Genomic DNA, 15,252 nt, shown 5'->3' on the forward strand with positions numbered 1-15,252 from the left:
TTCAGCTATCTAGTCCCAGCGCATCGAGATGTTCCGCGAAATCCTCCACGAGGCTCGCCAAAACCGCCTTCCCCTTCTCTGCTGTCGCGTATGAAGGGAAGCCGATGACACCTGTATCGGTGTATGCCTTCATCCCGTGTGTCAGAAGGAAGGGGCGCTCTCCACCGTCATGGTCCGCGGTTTCGTAGCCCGGGCGCACAAGGCTCGGTTCAGCGTGTAGAAGGATCGACGTCTCGATCTCCCCCGCATGCATGTCGCCGTGTGCGTCAGACACAAGGCCGGCGCGCTCGCGGGACCGGTTCCACTCGCGGCCCTGCGGGAAGAGCGTCATCCGCGGTTCGGTGAGATTGGCTTCCTGGACGATGTTCGAGAGCACGTAATTGCCGCCGTGGGCGTTGACGAGCACGAGCTTGCGGACACCCTGGGCTTCGAGCGACGCGGCGATGTCGTTGACCACGGCGTGAAGCGTCCGAGCACTGATGCTCACCGTTCCCGGCCACGTACCGTGCTCGTGGCTGCACGCGATCGAGACGGGCGGGAGCTGGAGCACCGGGTACACGGCGGCGATCTCACGGGCGATGATGCACGCGATGGCCGTGTCCGTGACGAGCGGCAGGTAGGCGCCGTGCTGCTCGTATGAGCCGATCGGCAGGATGGCGACTCGGGGTTCCTGTTCCTGGACGTCAGTGGTTGTGATCGTGGGAAGCAGGCTCACAGCTCTCCTCTGGTTTCGTCAGGTCGCCTTCATACTGCCCACGGCCCGGTTGAGTTCAGCAATCTCTACAAGCTTCCTGAACGGCACCAGGTGCGTTTGCAGCCGAGTCAACTCTGCCAAGATCCTCGCCGATCCGGTGGCCTGGGCGATAGATACCGCCTCCATGCCCGCGCGGACGGCGCCCTCCAGGTCCTCATTCTGTGCGTACGCCGTGGCGAGCCGGGCAAGGCAGAGGCCCCGGTCGCGCTGTTGCTGGGCGGGCCACCGCGTGAGGCTTTCTTCCAGAGTCCTCACCGCGTCCTCGGGGCGGTTGAGCGCGATGGCGCAGTTGGCCGCCTCCATGTCGATGTACTCGACCGACACGTATGGTGCGAGACCGTCGTCGTCCCCTTGGGGCTTGTCCGCGAGGATGCGCGCCTGTTCGAGTGCTCGCGCGGTCTCGCTCGCGTTGCCCAGCTCGGCGTGCGCGTTGGCTCGCGCTCGTAAGGCGACGGCCTCGATCTGGGTCGGGATGCGGCCCGAGTAGTTCAGCGCGGCATTGACCAGGCCCTGCGCATAGCCCGCTCGGCCAGCCTCTGTCGCGATGTTGGCGCGCCGCTGGAAGACGTACGCGCTCAGGGTCGGGTTATCGAGTTCGTAGGCGTAGTCGAGGGCCCGGTTCGTCCAGAGCATCGCCTCTTTGGAGTCGCCCGAGTCCTGGTAGAGCCACCCCAGGAACTCCGTGTATCGCAGCCCGACGCGGAGGACATCGCCCCGCATGGGCCCCGATGCGTCCCGACACAACTGCTCGATGAGGGGCACCTGGCTGAGTACCGGCGGGACAAGGAATCTGGGGCCGACCAGTGGTTCCGCCTGGGCGTGCTGCACGAACACAGACTTGAGGTAGCCGAGGACTTCCGGCGTCGCCGTCGGGGCTGGGCCACTCGGGGTCGGCAGCTTAGGCAGAGAATCGAGCTGCGACGGTGCGGTTTCCAGGGCAAACCCGAGATCCTTGCGTGTCGCTTCGTAGACCTCGCAGAAGAGGCTTTGGTAGTCGGGACCGGGCGTGCGACGCCCGTTCTCGAACATGGAGAGCTGGGTCTTCAAGCTGGAGCGCGACGGGAGTTCGATATCGAGCCGGGCCGCGGCGTCCTCCAACGAGTCCATCAACTCGGCCTGCGTCCAGCCGCGGTGACGCCGCGCGGCCTTCAGCTTGGTTTCCATGACTCCCCCAACGTCAGACGGTGTAGCGGACTCCATGGTGCCCATAACACCGCTGACGTGGGGCGTTAACAGGTAACACAGGGGGGGTGTTAACCCCTGTCCACTGCCAACGGGCTTGGAATCGGGCCTACTTGTTCTTGTCAGCGCGGCCGGTGCGACTCGCTTCCAGCTTCTCGACCCGGCCGCGAAGTTCCGAGAGCTGGGAGGTGACATGTTCGAGTTGGCGCAGGACTTCCGAGAGGTCCGGGCTGACGCCGGCCCCACTGGTTTCGGCGGCCTGCTTCGGGTCTCGGGCGTAACTGCCTCGCCCGGTTGTCATCACAAGTCCTTCGTCGCGAAGGACTCCGAGAGCCTTCTGCACGGTGGTCGGCGAGATGTGGAAACGGTCCGCCAGATCCCGCACGGAGCCGACCTTGTGGCCGGGCTTGATGACTCCATCCCTGATCTCGCGTCGCAGGGTCTCGGCTGCCTGTTCGTAGGGCTGTCTGGGGTCGTCCTCAGCGATCGTCACGCTTCCGAGCGTACCCACTAGCACGACCTAGCACGTTCATTGCGCGGCACTCTTGCGCGATGTCACGTACTAGTACATGCTGTTACGTGCCAGCAAGGGAGCCCGGAAGGGCCGAGCGGCTGCATGCAATTACCTGCTTGACCTGCACGTATAGCGCCCGGATGCACGGACCGGAGCACGCGCTACGGAGAACTCAACAGAGTGCCGACCCAGCCGCATGAACACGTGCGGTCGATGGGTGCGGGTCACCATCCCGACCGCCCATGTCGGGCCGGGTGACCTGCCCAGATCCGCCCTCGGGGCGGACTGGCATCGCGTACCTCAACCTCTCCGCCGCGTTCGTTGCGGCGGCCGGTTGCCTCCGCTGCTCGTCTCGTACGAGCGGCGCTGAGGGGAGCCGGAACAGGCCGGACCGAGACCGAGGGGGAACCTCGTGCAGAAGTACTACTTCATCGCCGAAAACCTCACCGCCACCCGGGCCTCTGCGACCTACGGGAACGCGTGCGGCACGGTGTATGCGTCCTCGCCGGAGGCCGCCCGGAAGACGGTTGAGCGCAGCTTGCGCAGCCAGGGATACGAGCCGACCGGCGGCATCAAGATCTTCTAGCCGTCGGCGTATCCGCCTGCTCCACCCACACCCCATGAACGGCGCGCGCCCACCGGAGTTGCCGCTCCGGTGGGCGCTGTTCGGGCCGTTTCCACCTGCTAGGGAGACCACGACCCATGAACCACATCGTCACTGTTCAGGACGCTGTTACCGCATTCGAGTGCTTCGACTTCATGGAGCCCAAGAACGCGGAGCTGAACGCCATCGACGCCGAGATGCCCGTGATCCTGGCGGACGTTGAGCTGCTGGACGCATACATCACCACCCTCGACCGGACGCCGACCGAACTGGACGAGCGGCGCATCCGCCGGGCCCGTAGGCGTCTGCTCGCCGCCCACGTCAACCAGCTCAAGAGCACGGACAGCCAGACGGGCGGTGCCGCATGAGCGCCGGTACCGGCAAGGAGCTGAGCAAGACTCAGAAGGTTGTCCTGGGTATGGCGTTCGTGCCGATGCTCGCGACCGGGGTGTTCGGCGGGATCGGCACCTACTCCAACATCAGCGGCGCTTACGGCAAGGGCACCGCGCTCGGTGCCGTCGCGGCGGGCGAGGGCGCCACCGCCGTGCTCGCCCTGGTCCTGCTCGGGCTGACCATGCTCGGGCAGTCCTCGCCGCGCATCGTGCGCCTCGGACTGTGGGCGCTGCCAGCCGCCGCGTCCGCCATGGCCGCGATGGCGGCCGACAACCCCGGCACCACGGTCATCTACGCCATCACCCCGATGGGCATGTGCGTCTCCGCCGAAGGCATGGCGTTCCTCGCGCGCCGGATCGCGGTGCACACCGAGGGCCGCGACGCCGAGGGCGAACGACGCGCGGTCGAGACCGTGCAGCGCCTCGCGTTCCAGCGAGCCCGCGCCGCCAACCACCCCGACAAGCGGATCCGCTGGTGGTCCGACCGGAAGTCGTGGCGGTTCGCCCGCAAGGTCGGGACCGGGGACGCGGCACTCGGATCGAGGCTGCTCGATGTGCAGCGCGAGCGCGTCACGATCGGCGCGGACGCCGCCCTCGGATCGATGTTCCACCTCACCCCCGACGCCGTGGCGATCGAGGGCGCGAATGCGGAGGAATCTACCGAGACCGCGAGGAAACGGTCTACGGCTGACCTGCCCGAATCGACCCCCGCACCGATCACCGGGAACTCGCTCGTACTGCCGCGTGCGGTGCAGGTCGGGTTCCTGAAGTCGACGCTTCCGAGCAAGCCCGTGAAGGCGATCGAGTCGGCCCCGGTCGCCCCGATCGAGCGCCGCACGGTCGCCGCCGAATCGAGTCGACCCCGCCGCGCCACCGGCCGAGTGCCGGACGTCGCGAAGCCGACCCGATCCAAGCGCACCCCCGAGCAGTTGCTCGCCGAGGCGCGCGAGGTCACGGCGGAATGGCCGGACGCGAAGCTGACCGCGGAGGGCCTGCGCCGCGAACTGCACACCTCGCCCGCGAACGCCCGCACGCTGCGCGAGACGCTACGTGCCGAGCGCGCCAAGGCCGCGTGATGGGCACCGCCTACAGCAAGTGCTACGACCCCACCGGGGCCCGCTACGGGATACCGACCTACCCGTGGCACTACGCCCCGGACGGGTTGGCCACCCGCCGACAGCTCCGCGCGAAGGGGCTGCGGCCGGCCGGACAGCCCGTGTGCGCGCAACTGATGCTGCGTCACCGGGGCCGGAAGTCCGGCGCCCTGGTCGCCTACCTCTACCGCGTCGACCTGGCGAAGCCGGTGCGGCCGATGACCTCCCGCAAGTGGGGTGCGCTCGCCCTGGCGATGCTCGCCCGCCGCACCTGCCCCGTCTGCTCGGTGACCTACAGCTACTGCCTGCCGACGTCGCTCGGCATGTGCCTGCTGTGCCACGACTCCGGCGCCCAGATCGCCGCTTGACCTGCCTGTTCGGGGTTCGGCCGCTCACCTTCCACCGCGGCGGCCGAACCCCTCACTCCCGTGAAGGAGCACTTCAGCATGACTGAGATCGACGTATCCGGTCCGCCTGTTGAGGCACCGGAAGAAGAGACAGAAGAGGCCACGGCGCGGGTGCTGCCGTTCCTGCGCAAGGAGACCACCCCCGCCGCCGCGGCGGTGCCGGCCGACGAGGTGGAGGCGAAGCCGGGTGAGTGGGAGGCCGACCTCCCCGACACCGATGACCCGGAGGCCGAGGGCCTGACGGAGGGCGCGGAGGTCGACCCGCCCAAGCAGGCGTATCCGCCGAGCGTGGCGGAGTGGATGGAGGCCAAGGACAAGGCCCGCCTGCCGGTCCTGCCGGACTGGGTGAAGCTGCCCGACCAGCGCAAGGCCGTCCGTAAGTGGGCGGTGCGGCACTACTCGACGATGGTCGGCTATCACGCGGTGCGCCTGCCCGTCGTCTACACCCCGAAGATCGTGGCGTACTCGCCGATCGGTGCGTGGCGCTGGTCGACCGCGGTCGGCCGGTGGGTGTTCGACGCCGAGGGCAAGGCCCTGCGCCTCGCATCCGTGGTCAAGGAGGACGCCGCGGAGTATCTGCGGCTGTCTCACCAGCGCAATGACCGGGTGCGGCTGCGCGGCATCGTCGCCACCCTCGGCACGTTCATCGGCCTCGCCGCCGCCCTCACGCTGTATGTGATGGCGCCGTCCTGGCTGCTCATGCTCGCGATGGCCGCACTGACCACGGCACTTGGAGCGGCGGGGGCGCCGGCGGATCGGCCGCTGATCGACCGGGCCAAGGTGACGTTCCGCAAGCGCAAGCTGTCCTCCGACATCGTGATCCGCGCGCACGAGGTGGCGGGTCTGACCGAGAAGGACATGTCCGTCGCCTTCCCTCGCCCGATCGGCCGCGACGGGGACGGCTGGCGCGTCGTCGTCGACCTGCCGTACGGCAAGACGTTCAAGGACGCGCTCAAGGCCCACGGCCGCCTCGCCTCCGGCATGGACATCGCGCCCACGCAGTTGTTCATGGACCCGGACGAGACCAGCAACCGCCGTGTCTCGTACTGGATCGCGGACCGTGACCCGCTCGCCGTTCCGTCTGGGAAGTCGCCGCTGCTCGGGGCGACGCGGGTGGACTTCTGGAAGCCGTTCCCGTGGGGTGTCGACGAGCGCGGCAACCCGGTGATGGCGACCATGCTGTGGCTGTCGCTGCTGGTCGGTGCGGTGCCGCGGCAGGGCAAGACGTTCTCCGCGCGCACCATCGCCCTCGCCGCCGCCCTGGACCCGTACGTCAGGTTGTACGTGTTCGATGGGAAGGCGTCGCCGGACTGGCGGAAGTTCGCGCTGGTCGCGCACCGGATCGGGTTCGGCATCGTGCCCAAGAACGGCCTCGACCCGGTCGAGCACCTGCTCGCCTCGCTGCGCGAGCTGAAGGCCGACGTCGAAGACCGCTACCACCGGCTGTCCGAACTGCCGCTGCACATCTGCCCGGAGGGCAAGCTCACCCCGGAGATCAGCCGGGACAAGAAGCTGAACATGCCGCTCACGCTGTTCGTCGTCGACGAGGTGCAGGAGTACTTGCAGCACCCCGAGCACGGCAGGGAGATCCTGTCGCTGCTCGTCTACCTCGCCCGCGTCGCCCCCGCGGTCGGCGTCTCGGTGATGACGTCGACGCAGAAGCCGGACGACAAGGCCTGCCCGTCCGAGCTGCGGGACCAGCACCAGGCCCGGTTCGCGCTGCGGGTCGGCGCCTACCAGGTCTCCGACACCATCCTCGGTGCAGGCTCGTACTCCGAAGGGTTGGACGCGTCCAAGCTGCTCAAGTCCCACAAAGGAGTTGGCCTGCTCAAGGGCATGTCCGACGACTCGGGGATCGTGCGCACCTACCTCGCCGACGGCCGCGACGCGGAACGCATCCTGACCCGCGCCGCCGCCCTGCGCGAGGCCGAGGACACCCTCACCGGCGACGCCGCCGGACAGGCCCCCGCCGCCGAAAACGCCGCCACGATCCTGGACGACGTGGCGCAGGTGCTCGGCAAGGGCGAGGCCAAGGTGTGGTCGGAGACCATCGTCGACCGACTCGCCGACCTGCGCCCCGAGGCCTACGGGCCGTGGGCGGAGCTGGAGCCCAAGCCGAAGGCCGAAGCGCTCACCGCGGCGCTCAAGCCGTTCGGGATCGGCACCGAGCAGATCGGCCGCCGCATCGACGGCAAGCCGGTCAACAAGCGCGGCATCAAGCGCGACGACATCGCCGCCGCGATTACCCAGCGCAACGAAAAGCGGGACGCCGGATAGCCCTTTGGGGTCGCTAGCGCTAGCGGCAGCCGTCGCTAACGTTAGCGACCCCGCTAGCGACCCAAACCGGCCCTGATCAGGCCGCTAGCGGATAGCGGCCTACCTGCGGAAACCCTTCAAAACCGCCTGAGAGGCCCTGTCATGACTCTCTCCGCGCTCACTATCGCCTTCCTGCTGCTCGTCACGCTTGGTTACAGCGTCAGGTGTTGGCTGTCCCCGTTCGGCGACTGCCGACACTGCGACGGGATGGGCCACGCCCTCAAGTACGACCGCAAGGGCAAGGCCAAGCGCGGCAAGGACTGCCGCGCCTGCAAGGCCACCGGCAAGCGGATACGCGTCGGCCGCCACCTCTACAACGTCAGCCGCCGCACCTACCGCGCCGGCACCCGCTGATGGTCGCCACCGTGCCGCGTCTGGCCGCGCTCGGCATCGCGCCCAGGCTGCTGCTCACGTCCTGCCCCGCCCACTGACCCGAAAGGCGGCCCTGATGTCCGTCACGATCCCGCTCGTTCTGCTGCTCGCCGCCGGACTGCTCGTCCTGCTGCGCTTCCGCGCACTCGGGGGCGGCGCCGCCGTGGTCGCCGTGCTGTTCGGCTTCTACCTCGCCTCCACCGACGCCAACGGCACCATCAACGGCCTCGTATCGGCCATCACCAGCGCGATCCCGAACCTCGGAAGCTGAAGGGACCGGCCGTGAACGAACCCACCCTGCACCGCCCGACCGCCACGGCGGACACCATCCACTACCCGACCCCCGTGCCGACCGCGGCGCCGATGGTGCCCATGCAGCCGGGCCAGATTGCCGCCGTGCAGTCCATCGTGTTGCCCGACGGTCGCGTGGTCACCGGCTACGCCATGGACGCGGCCAAGCCCGAACCGGTCGCCACGAAGCCGCCCGTCTCTCGGGCCGCGGTCAACGTCGCGCTCGGGGGCGTCGGCTTCCTCGCCGTATGCGGGGGCCTGCTGATGCTCACCACGTTCGTCGCCGCGCTCGCCACGCTCATCCAACAGCTCGTCATCCTCGCCGCCGTCATCTTCGGCGGGTTCATCGCCGTGCAGATCCTCGGATCGGGCCGCGGCGGAACGACGGTCAACATCCGCAAGGCCGTCATCAAGCGCAACCACTTCCACGGCTGAAGAGGAGCACCACATGACCACGCACCCGCCCCCCGCCGAACTGGCCGACCAGGCCGCTGAAGCGGTCCGCAGCCTCAACCACGCCACCCAGCTCATCAAGGGCGAACTGACCTATCCGAGCGACGCGTACGAGGTCGTCGCCTCCCTCAAGACGCTCACCCAGCGCCTGCCGCAGACCTTCGACCAGCTCTCCACCTTCATGGAGCAGCTGGACAAGACCGGCAACGTCACGGCCGACTACGGCGACGCCGACGAGCACGTCGGCGAGACCCGTTCCGCGCTCGCCTCCGCAGCGCTCATCGCCCAGACGCTCACCGAGCACCTCGACCGCGCACACAGCGCGCTCGCCCCGCTCGGCTACCGCGCCACCGACGACCAGTAGCTACGCCAAGGGCGGCCCCCTACGTCTCGCCAAAGTCGCGGGGCCGCCCTTGTCCACCTGCCCACAACAGACCTGTGGAGGTCTCCCAGCATGACTCAAGTGACCGACATCCGACGAGAGCACCTGCGCCGGTACGGCATCAACGAGCACCACTACACCGCCCTCGACCTCGCCGCGTCCGGTTTCCCCGCTCTGCCGCTTCGGGCCGGGAAGGTGCCGTTCGGCAACTGCCGCCGCTGCACCGACAACGCATGCGGCGGCCGACCGAACATGAAGACCCCCGGCCCCTGCCAGTGCCCGGCGCCCTGCCACGGCTGGGCCGCCGCGACCAAGGACCCGGACATCATCAACTCCGGGATCTGGCGGCACGCGTGGACGAGGGCGGCCGCGGTCGCCTACCACCCCGGCGGAGCGGGCCTGACCGTTGTCGACCTCGACAACGCCGACGCGATCACCTGGGCCCGCGAGAACCTTCCCGCCACCCAGACCGTGACCACCACCCGCGGGGAGCACTGGCTCTACCTCGGACGCACGCAGTCGGCCAACGCGGTGCGTCCCGGCGTCGACATCAAGTCCACGATGTCCTACGCCCGCTGGCTCGGCTTCGGAAGCGGTGACATGGCCCTCCTGCCGGACGCCGTGCGCGCCCTGACCGCGAAGGCACCCGCCACCACCCGGTCTGTGCCGCACATCCCTATGCCCACCGGGGCCGCGGAGTGCCGGCACCGCACGCCCGCCTACCTCGAACGCGGCATCGCCATGGCCGAGCAGCGCATCACGGAGGCCCGCAGCGCGATCCACGCGACCGTCTACCGCACGTTCCTCGCCGTGCTGTCCACGCACGGCCGCTGCGGCTGCCTCACCGAGGACCACATTGCGCGACTGTTCACGGCCGCGCAGACCAAGGGCGAGACGGCCCGGCACTGCACGGAGGCGTGGACCAACGCCCGCACCACGTTGGGACTGTGAGCATGTCCGACGACGAGAAGAACCCCGCACGCAAGGTCATCGCCGACTACGCGCAGACCCACTTCCGGTACTTCCGCACCGCCGACGGCACCGTCTACGCGCAAAAGAACGGCCACCCCGTCGCCCGCCCCATCCGCTCTCAAGGAACCTCGGGGAGCCACCGGCAGGAACTCATGGTTGGCCTGTTCGACGACGGGCACGGCGTCTTCAACGGCACCGCCCTCAAGGAGGCGTTGGACTTGATCGAAGCACTCGCGATGAAGCAGGAAGTCCAGCAAGTCCACATCCGCGTTGCGCCTGGATTCGACGGCGCGACCTGGCTCGACCTCGGGCGCAACGACGGCAAGTCGGTCCGTATCCACCCCACCGGGTGGGACATCCTCACGCCCGACCCGGCCGAGGTCTGCTGGCGGCGCACCCAGCTCACCGGCGAACTCCCGCTGCCGGCCAAGGACACCGACGGCAAGGGCATCGATCTCCTGTTGCGGTTGTGCAACTTCGCCAACGCCGCGACCGAATCGCTCGCCATCGGCTGGCTGATCGGTTGCCTCGGCCCGTCCGTGCCGGTGCCTGCACCGTTCCTCACCGGGCCGCAGGGTGCGGGCAAGTCGACCGGCGGGCGCATGCTCGTGCGGATCATCGAGGGCATGAGCGGCGACCTGCGCCGCGCGCCGAAGGACGAGGAGAACCTGACCGCGGCCGTGGCCGCAGGATGGGTCACCGCGCTCGACAACCTCTCGTACTTGTCCCCGGATCTGTCGGACGCGATGTGCTGCATCGTCACCGGCGCCGAGAGCATCAAGCGCGCCCTCTACACCGATGGCGACGTGGTGCGGGCCCGCTACCGGCGCCCGCTGCTCATGACCGGTATCGACGTCGGCGTGATCCGGCCCGACCTCGCCGAACGGCTCCTGCCGCTCCGTCTGGAACGGCCCACCGTGCGGCGCACCGAAGCGGAGCTGTGGGCCGAGTACGAGGAGATCCTGCCCGTGGTCCTGGGCTCGCTGCTCGACCTCACGGTCAAGGTCCGCGCCGCTCAGGCGGAGATTCCCACCGACCTGCGCATGGCGGACTTCGCGCACCTGTGCGCGCAGCTCGACGCAGCCACCGGCTTCGGATCGCTGGACGCCTACCGGGCCAGCCTGGATGACCTCAATGACGACGTGATCGAGGGCGACCTGCTCGCACAGACCGTCCTCCAGTACGCCGGCACGCTCGTTCCCGGTAGCGAGGAACGGATGACGTCCACCGAGTGGCTACAGGCCCTCACGCGCCTCTACAGCGGCGAGGACTGCCGTCCCCTACCCAAAGGGTGGCCGACCACCGGCAAGGTCCTCTCGGACCGTCTCAAGCGCCTCCAGCCCACCCTCGCCGCCCGCGGCGTCCTCATCGACTCGGGCCGCACCAAGGAAGGCCGCTACCTCGAAATGACGATCCCGGCGAGCCCTCCCCCGCACGAGCAGGACGCGCTGATCTGACCGGAGCCTCCTCAATCGCCCTGCGCTAAAGCAAGAAGAGCACCAGGCCGCGCGACCGGGTGCTCTTCTTGCTGTTCGGCGCAACGCGCCGCCCCATAAGACGTGCCGCGCAGCGGCTCCTTCTTCACGCCTTGAGCCGCACAGCACCACAACAAAGACCCTCCCTATTTTCCTAAGAGAAGAGATCCTGCGTCACCAACGTCACCAACGCGTGAAAACCGGTCCCTGACCTGCTGCTACGGGGGTGACGCAGACGCCCGATCGCTGCGTCATCGTGCGTCATCTGCGTCACCGGCCTGCGTCACCGATGACGCAGCGGGTGACGCACCCCAAACCCCTGCGTCACCCAAAACCGCAGGTCAGAAGCATGAATGACGTAGGTGACGCTGTGACGCAGAAATCCCAACCTCGGACACACACAGCGCTGAAGCGCCCCGGCCTCAACTCCCGAGGACCCCATGAGCCGAACCCGTACCGCTGACTCCGACCCCCGTGCCACCCTCCGCGGCGGCCTGCCCGACCGGTATCTCACCCCCGATGACCTCGCCGAGATGTTCGAGGTGCCCAAGGAAACCGTCTACCAGTGGCGCAAGAAGCGCATCGGCCCGCCCGGCTTCCGCATTGGCAAGCACCTGCGCTATGACCCGGCCGACGTGCAGATCTACGTGACCGAACTCCGCCGCGTGGACGCCGACGCCGCCTGACGTCCCCAGCCGAATCCACTGTTCAACTCCCCAGGGAGGGCCACCCCGTGGCCCTCCCTGCGTGCTGTCGAGAAGGGACCGTCCCTCCATGGCCGGCCACATCCAAGACCGCTGGTTCAAGACCGAGACGACCGCCGAGGGCAAGAGCGTCCGCGAAAGGTCCGACCGCTACGGCACGGGTCTCCGCTATCGCGCTCGCTACGTCGGTCCTGATGGGACCGAGAAGTCCAAGAGCTTTCCCGACGGCCAGAAGCGCAGGGCAGAGAAGTGGCTCGACAAGACCAAAGCCGACATGGACAACGGCCAGTACGTCGACCCCAAAACGGCACGCACCACCTTCCGGCAGTACGCGGAGAAGTGGGTCAAGGGGCACACAGGCGAGATCAACAGCGGGGAAGCTGCGGAACGCCGGCTGCGGCTGCACACGTACCCGCACATCGGGCGCCGCCCCATCGGAGCGTTCAGGCCCGAGCACATCCGCGACTGGATTGCTGCCATGAAGGACACGGTGCCCGCCGAATCGTACCGCCGGGTCATCGTGGGCACGGCGTCCGCTGTGTTCAATGCCGCCATTGAGGATGGGCTCCTCGCCAAGAACCCCTGTAAGGCCAGCTCCGTATCTCTCCCGAAGCCCGGTGGCCCTCAGATCGTCCCGTGGACCGCGACTCAGGTCTTCGACGTGCGTGAAGCCCTCCCCGAACGCTGGCAGGCCGCCGTGGACATCGGCGCCGGGTGCGGACTGCGACAGGGCGAGATCTTCGGACTCTCGGAGGACGAACCCGACTTCGAAAGCGGCTGGTTGACCGTCGCCCACCAGCTCAAGCGCATCCGCGGCAAGTACGTGTTCGCCCTACCGAAGGGCAACAAGGTCCGTACAACACCACTCCCCGACTCGGTAGCCGATGCCCTGAGGCTGCACACGAAGCTGTTCGCGCCGGTTGAGATCACGCTCCCCTGGCGCACGCCGGACGGCCCTCCCATCACCAAACGGCTGTACTTCAGTGGCTTCCAGGGCGACCACGTACGCGTGAGCAACTTCAACGACTGGCATTGGAAGCCCGCTCTCGCGGCCGCTGGCATCATCCCGGAGCGCGAGCCGGGCAAGCGGTACGCGTCGGCGCGCGAGCACGGCATGCACGCGCTCAGGCACTTCTACGCGTCCGTTCTCCTGGATGCTGGCGAGAGCATCCGGGCTCTGAGCACGTACCTGGGGCATAGCGACCCCGGATTCACGCTGCGGACGTACACGCACCTGATGCCGAGCAGTGAGGGCCGGACACGGAAAGCGGTCGACAAAGTGTTCCTCGTTCCCAAGGTCACGGCCCACAGGCGGCCCACGGAGGGTTGACGGCCCACATGAACGGGCAAACGCGCAGGTCGGGGCCACAAAGCCCCGACCAGCCGTGACTTCATCTACTTCTGGCCGATCTACACGGGCGACGCGATCCCGGTCGACTCCTGGCGTTCACGGATGTGGCTGGACACCTGGGTCTGAATCGGTTTCGGTCAGCTTTGTGATCTCAATCCGGACACCTTCGGACATCATCTGCGGAACTCGCGGAACTTGAGGCACCTGCCGTGCTTACAGTCCCTCCCGTAAACCTGGGGAGGGGAGCGCTTCATGCGCAAGGGGGTCAAGATCTCCATCGTCGGCGGGGTGTTCACCGTCATGGTCGGGGGCGCGGGGTATGCGGGGTACAACCTCGTCACGGCGGTCACGGGCGGGAACACCGTGGCGTCGCAGGGGTCCGAGCACAAGTCCGGGCCGCCGAGCGGCGACGAGGTGAAGGAGACCTCGGAGCAGTTCCTCGCGGCGTGGGCGAAGAACGATCCGGGGGCCGCGGCGCGGCTCACGGACTACGCCGACAACGCGATGAGCGTGCTCGAGGACTGGCACGACAAGGCGCACGTCACACGCACCGAGCTGACGCCGACGAAGGCGGACGGCGCGAAGGTCGCCTTCCACGTCGAGGCCACCGTCACGTACGGCAAGAAGACGAAGACGCTGGCGTACGACTCCTCGCTCACGGTCGTGCGCGGGCAGACCACCGGCCGGGCGCTGGTCGACTGGGCGCCGGCCGTCGTGCATCCGGCGATGAAGAAGGGCGACACGCTCGTCACCGGTGAGGCGACGGTGCCGGCGATCGAGGCCGTCGACCGCAATGGAGTCGTGCTGGCCAAGGGCGATTACCCCTCCCTCGGCCCGGTCCTGGACCAGCTGCGCGCCAAGTACGGGGACGCCGCCGGGGGTTCGTCGGGCATCGAGACCTATGTGGAGCGGACCGACGCCAACGGCGAGACGACCACGGCGAAGACGCTCCTCACGCTCGCCAAGGGCAAGCCGGGCAAGCTGCGCACGACGATCAGCGCGACGGCGCAGGCGGCCGCCGAGCGGGCGGTGAAGAAGTACCCGGACTCCTCGGTGGTGGCGCTCCAGCCGTCCACCGGCGAGGTGCTCGCGGTCGCCAACGAGGCGAAGGGCGAGTTCAACGCGGCGTTCCAGGGCGGCAGCGCGCCCGGCTCGGTCATGAAGATCGTCAGCGCGGCCGCGCTGATCGACAACGGCGTCACCTCGGCGAACGGCCCGGCGCCCTGCCCCGATTCGGCGGTCGCGCTCAGCCAGAGCTTCCACAACCTCAAGGGCCTGCGGCCCAACGAGGGGGCGACGCTGGCCGACAGCTTCGCGCGGTCCTGCAACACCGCCTTCATCAAGCTCTCCGACGACCTGGGCGCCGCGAAGTTCGCCGCGGAGGCGGAGGACCGGTTCGGGCTCGGCAAGGACTGGAAGACGGGGATCGTCTCCCGTGACGGTTCGGTGGAAATGCCGGGCGACTCCGACGACGCCGCCGCGCTGATCGGCCACGGGCAGGTCAAGATGAACCCGCTGAACATCGCCTCGGTCACGGCGACCGCCGTCACCGGCACCTTCCGCCAGCCGGTCCTCGTCTCCCGGCAGGTCGACGACCACCCCCTCGCCACGGCGAAGGGCCTCAAGCCGGGCACTTCCGCCCAATTGCGGCAGATGATGCGGCTGACCGCGACCAGCGGCACCGCCGCCGCGGCCATGGCCGGCGTCCCGGGCGACAAGGGCGCGAAGACGGGCTCCGCCGACGTCGACGGCCAGGGCAACGCCAACTCCTGGTTCACGGGCTACAGCGGCGACGTGGCGGCCGCCGCGACGGTCCCGCGCGGCGGGCACGGCGGGGACGCTGCGGGGCCCATCGTGGCGGCCGTCCTGCGGGCCGGTTCGTAGTCCGTACGCGGCGACTACGGGCCGGAGCGTAGATCCCCTACGAATCCGGGTGCCTGGTGGTGAATCCACGCATCGCCAGGCGTTACCACGTCGTTCTGTCCTACG

17 protein-coding genes are annotated in these 15,252 nt (G+C 68.5%); 14 read left to right on the forward strand and 3 right to left on the reverse strand.

The annotated features are described in order from the left end of the window. Window position 1: 1 nt before the first annotated feature. The 3 genes from ACFV9W_RS15880 to ACFV9W_RS15890 all read right to left on the reverse strand — a co-directional run bounded on the left by ACFV9W_RS15880 (window position 2) and on the right by ACFV9W_RS15890 (window position 2,429). Window positions 2–715, reverse strand: coding sequence for a creatininase family protein (locus ACFV9W_RS15880; RefSeq protein WP_385760551.1), 714 nt, complete (start codon window positions 713–715; stop codon window positions 2–4). Window positions 716–733: 18 nt separating this feature from the next. Continuing rightward, window positions 734–1,918 carry a hypothetical protein gene (locus tag ACFV9W_RS15885; RefSeq protein WP_385760553.1) on the reverse strand — a complete coding sequence of 395 codons (1,185 nt, stop codon included), beginning with the start codon at window positions 1,916–1,918 and terminating at the stop codon, window positions 734–736. Between the two features lie 127 nt (window positions 1,919–2,045). Further along, a complete protein-coding gene (locus ACFV9W_RS15890) occupies window positions 2,046–2,429 on the reverse strand; it encodes a GntR family transcriptional regulator (protein ID WP_385760555.1) in 384 nt (127 codons plus the stop codon). A gap of 433 nt (window positions 2,430–2,862) precedes the next feature. Between ACFV9W_RS15890 and ACFV9W_RS15895 the strand changes: the two genes are divergently transcribed. From ACFV9W_RS15895 to ACFV9W_RS15960, 14 genes are all read left to right on the forward strand, one after another. Further along, a complete protein-coding gene (locus ACFV9W_RS15895; protein WP_385760558.1) occupies window positions 2,863–3,036 on the forward strand; it encodes a hypothetical protein in 174 nt (57 codons plus the stop codon). A 116-nt stretch (window positions 3,037–3,152) separates the two neighbouring features. Further along, window positions 3,153–3,422: a DUF6284 family protein gene (locus tag ACFV9W_RS15900; RefSeq protein ID WP_385760561.1), complete on the forward strand. Its 270-nt coding sequence runs from the start codon at window positions 3,153–3,155 to the stop codon at window positions 3,420–3,422. Then, complete coding sequence (locus ACFV9W_RS15905; RefSeq protein WP_385760563.1) at window positions 3,419–4,522, forward strand: conjugal transfer protein; 1,104 nt, start codon at window positions 3,419–3,421, stop codon at window positions 4,520–4,522. The genes ACFV9W_RS15900 and ACFV9W_RS15905 overlap by 4 nt, the downstream gene beginning before the upstream one ends. Next, complete coding sequence (locus ACFV9W_RS15910) at window positions 4,522–4,908, forward strand: RRQRL motif-containing zinc-binding protein (RefSeq protein WP_385760566.1); 387 nt, start codon at window positions 4,522–4,524, stop codon at window positions 4,906–4,908. Before ACFV9W_RS15905 ends, ACFV9W_RS15910 begins: the two co-directional genes overlap by 1 nt. A gap of 78 nt (window positions 4,909–4,986) precedes the next feature. After that, a complete protein-coding gene (locus ACFV9W_RS15915) occupies window positions 4,987–7,224 on the forward strand; it encodes a cell division protein FtsK (RefSeq protein ID WP_385760569.1) in 2,238 nt (745 codons plus the stop codon). Between the two features lie 141 nt (window positions 7,225–7,365). Continuing rightward, window positions 7,366–7,617: a hypothetical protein gene (locus tag ACFV9W_RS15920; protein ID WP_385760571.1), complete on the forward strand. Its 252-nt coding sequence runs from the start codon at window positions 7,366–7,368 to the stop codon at window positions 7,615–7,617. A 94-nt stretch (window positions 7,618–7,711) separates the two neighbouring features. Continuing rightward, entirely contained in the window at window positions 7,712–7,906 is a 195-nt protein-coding gene (locus ACFV9W_RS15925; RefSeq protein WP_385760574.1) for a hypothetical protein, read from the forward strand. 11 nt (window positions 7,907–7,917) lie between these two features. Next, on the forward strand, window positions 7,918–8,361 hold the full coding sequence (locus tag ACFV9W_RS15930; protein WP_385760576.1) for a hypothetical protein: 444 nt from the start codon (window positions 7,918–7,920) through the stop codon (window positions 8,359–8,361). Between the two features lie 13 nt (window positions 8,362–8,374). Beyond that, window positions 8,375–8,743 carry a hypothetical protein gene (locus ACFV9W_RS15935; protein ID WP_385760579.1) on the forward strand — a complete coding sequence of 123 codons (369 nt, stop codon included), beginning with the start codon at window positions 8,375–8,377 and terminating at the stop codon, window positions 8,741–8,743. Between the two features lie 90 nt (window positions 8,744–8,833). After that, window positions 8,834–9,712, forward strand: coding sequence for a bifunctional DNA primase/polymerase (locus ACFV9W_RS15940; RefSeq protein WP_385760582.1), 879 nt, complete (start codon window positions 8,834–8,836; stop codon window positions 9,710–9,712). Between the two features lie 2 nt (window positions 9,713–9,714). Beyond that, window positions 9,715–11,190, forward strand: coding sequence for an ATP-binding protein (locus ACFV9W_RS15945; protein ID WP_385760585.1), 1,476 nt, complete (start codon window positions 9,715–9,717; stop codon window positions 11,188–11,190). A 458-nt stretch (window positions 11,191–11,648) separates the two neighbouring features. Then, window positions 11,649–11,894: a helix-turn-helix domain-containing protein gene (locus ACFV9W_RS15950; protein WP_385760588.1), complete on the forward strand. Its 246-nt coding sequence runs from the start codon at window positions 11,649–11,651 to the stop codon at window positions 11,892–11,894. Window positions 11,895–11,982: 88 nt separating this feature from the next. Further along, a complete protein-coding gene (locus tag ACFV9W_RS15955; RefSeq protein WP_385760591.1) occupies window positions 11,983–13,242 on the forward strand; it encodes a tyrosine-type recombinase/integrase in 1,260 nt (419 codons plus the stop codon). Window positions 13,243–13,515: 273 nt separating this feature from the next. Further along, complete coding sequence (locus ACFV9W_RS15960; RefSeq protein ID WP_385760594.1) at window positions 13,516–15,147, forward strand: penicillin-binding transpeptidase domain-containing protein; 1,632 nt, start codon at window positions 13,516–13,518, stop codon at window positions 15,145–15,147. Window positions 15,148–15,252 lie beyond the last annotated feature (105 nt).

It is taken from the genome of Streptomyces sp. NPDC059897 (genome assembly GCF_042730865.1).
Classification (GTDB): Bacteria; Actinomycetota; Actinomycetes; order Streptomycetales; family Streptomycetaceae; genus Streptomyces.

What these genes read in the sequence shown, in the direction of transcription:
- ACFV9W_RS15900 (WP_385760561.1), top strand. Translation starts at nt 3,153, where the DNA reads ATGAACCACATCGTCACTGTTCAGGACGCTGTTACCGCATTCGAGTGC.
- ACFV9W_RS15925 (WP_385760574.1), top strand. Translation starts at nt 7,712, where the DNA reads ATGTCCGTCACGATCCCGCTCGTTCTGCTGCTCGCCGCCGGACTGCTC.
- ACFV9W_RS15915 (WP_385760569.1), top strand. Translation starts at nt 4,987, where the DNA reads ATGACTGAGATCGACGTATCCGGTCCGCCTGTTGAGGCACCGGAAGAA.
- ACFV9W_RS15935 (WP_385760579.1), top strand. Translation starts at nt 8,375, where the DNA reads ATGACCACGCACCCGCCCCCCGCCGAACTGGCCGACCAGGCCGCTGAA.
- ACFV9W_RS15920 (WP_385760571.1), top strand. Translation starts at nt 7,366, where the DNA reads ATGACTCTCTCCGCGCTCACTATCGCCTTCCTGCTGCTCGTCACGCTT.
- ACFV9W_RS15910 (WP_385760566.1), top strand. Translation starts at nt 4,522, where the DNA reads ATGGGCACCGCCTACAGCAAGTGCTACGACCCCACCGGGGCCCGCTAC.
- ACFV9W_RS15950 (WP_385760588.1), top strand. Translation starts at nt 11,649, where the DNA reads ATGAGCCGAACCCGTACCGCTGACTCCGACCCCCGTGCCACCCTCCGC.
- ACFV9W_RS15940 (WP_385760582.1), top strand. Translation starts at nt 8,834, where the DNA reads ATGACTCAAGTGACCGACATCCGACGAGAGCACCTGCGCCGGTACGGC.
- ACFV9W_RS15955 (WP_385760591.1), top strand. Translation starts at nt 11,983, where the DNA reads ATGGCCGGCCACATCCAAGACCGCTGGTTCAAGACCGAGACGACCGCC.
- ACFV9W_RS15885 (WP_385760553.1), bottom strand. Translation starts at nt 1,918, where the DNA reads ATGGAAACCAAGCTGAAGGCCGCGCGGCGTCACCGCGGCTGGACGCAG.
- ACFV9W_RS15945 (WP_385760585.1), top strand. Translation starts at nt 9,715, where the DNA reads ATGTCCGACGACGAGAAGAACCCCGCACGCAAGGTCATCGCCGACTAC.
- ACFV9W_RS15905 (WP_385760563.1), top strand. Translation starts at nt 3,419, where the DNA reads ATGAGCGCCGGTACCGGCAAGGAGCTGAGCAAGACTCAGAAGGTTGTC.
- ACFV9W_RS15960 (WP_385760594.1), top strand. Translation starts at nt 13,516, where the DNA reads ATGCGCAAGGGGGTCAAGATCTCCATCGTCGGCGGGGTGTTCACCGTC.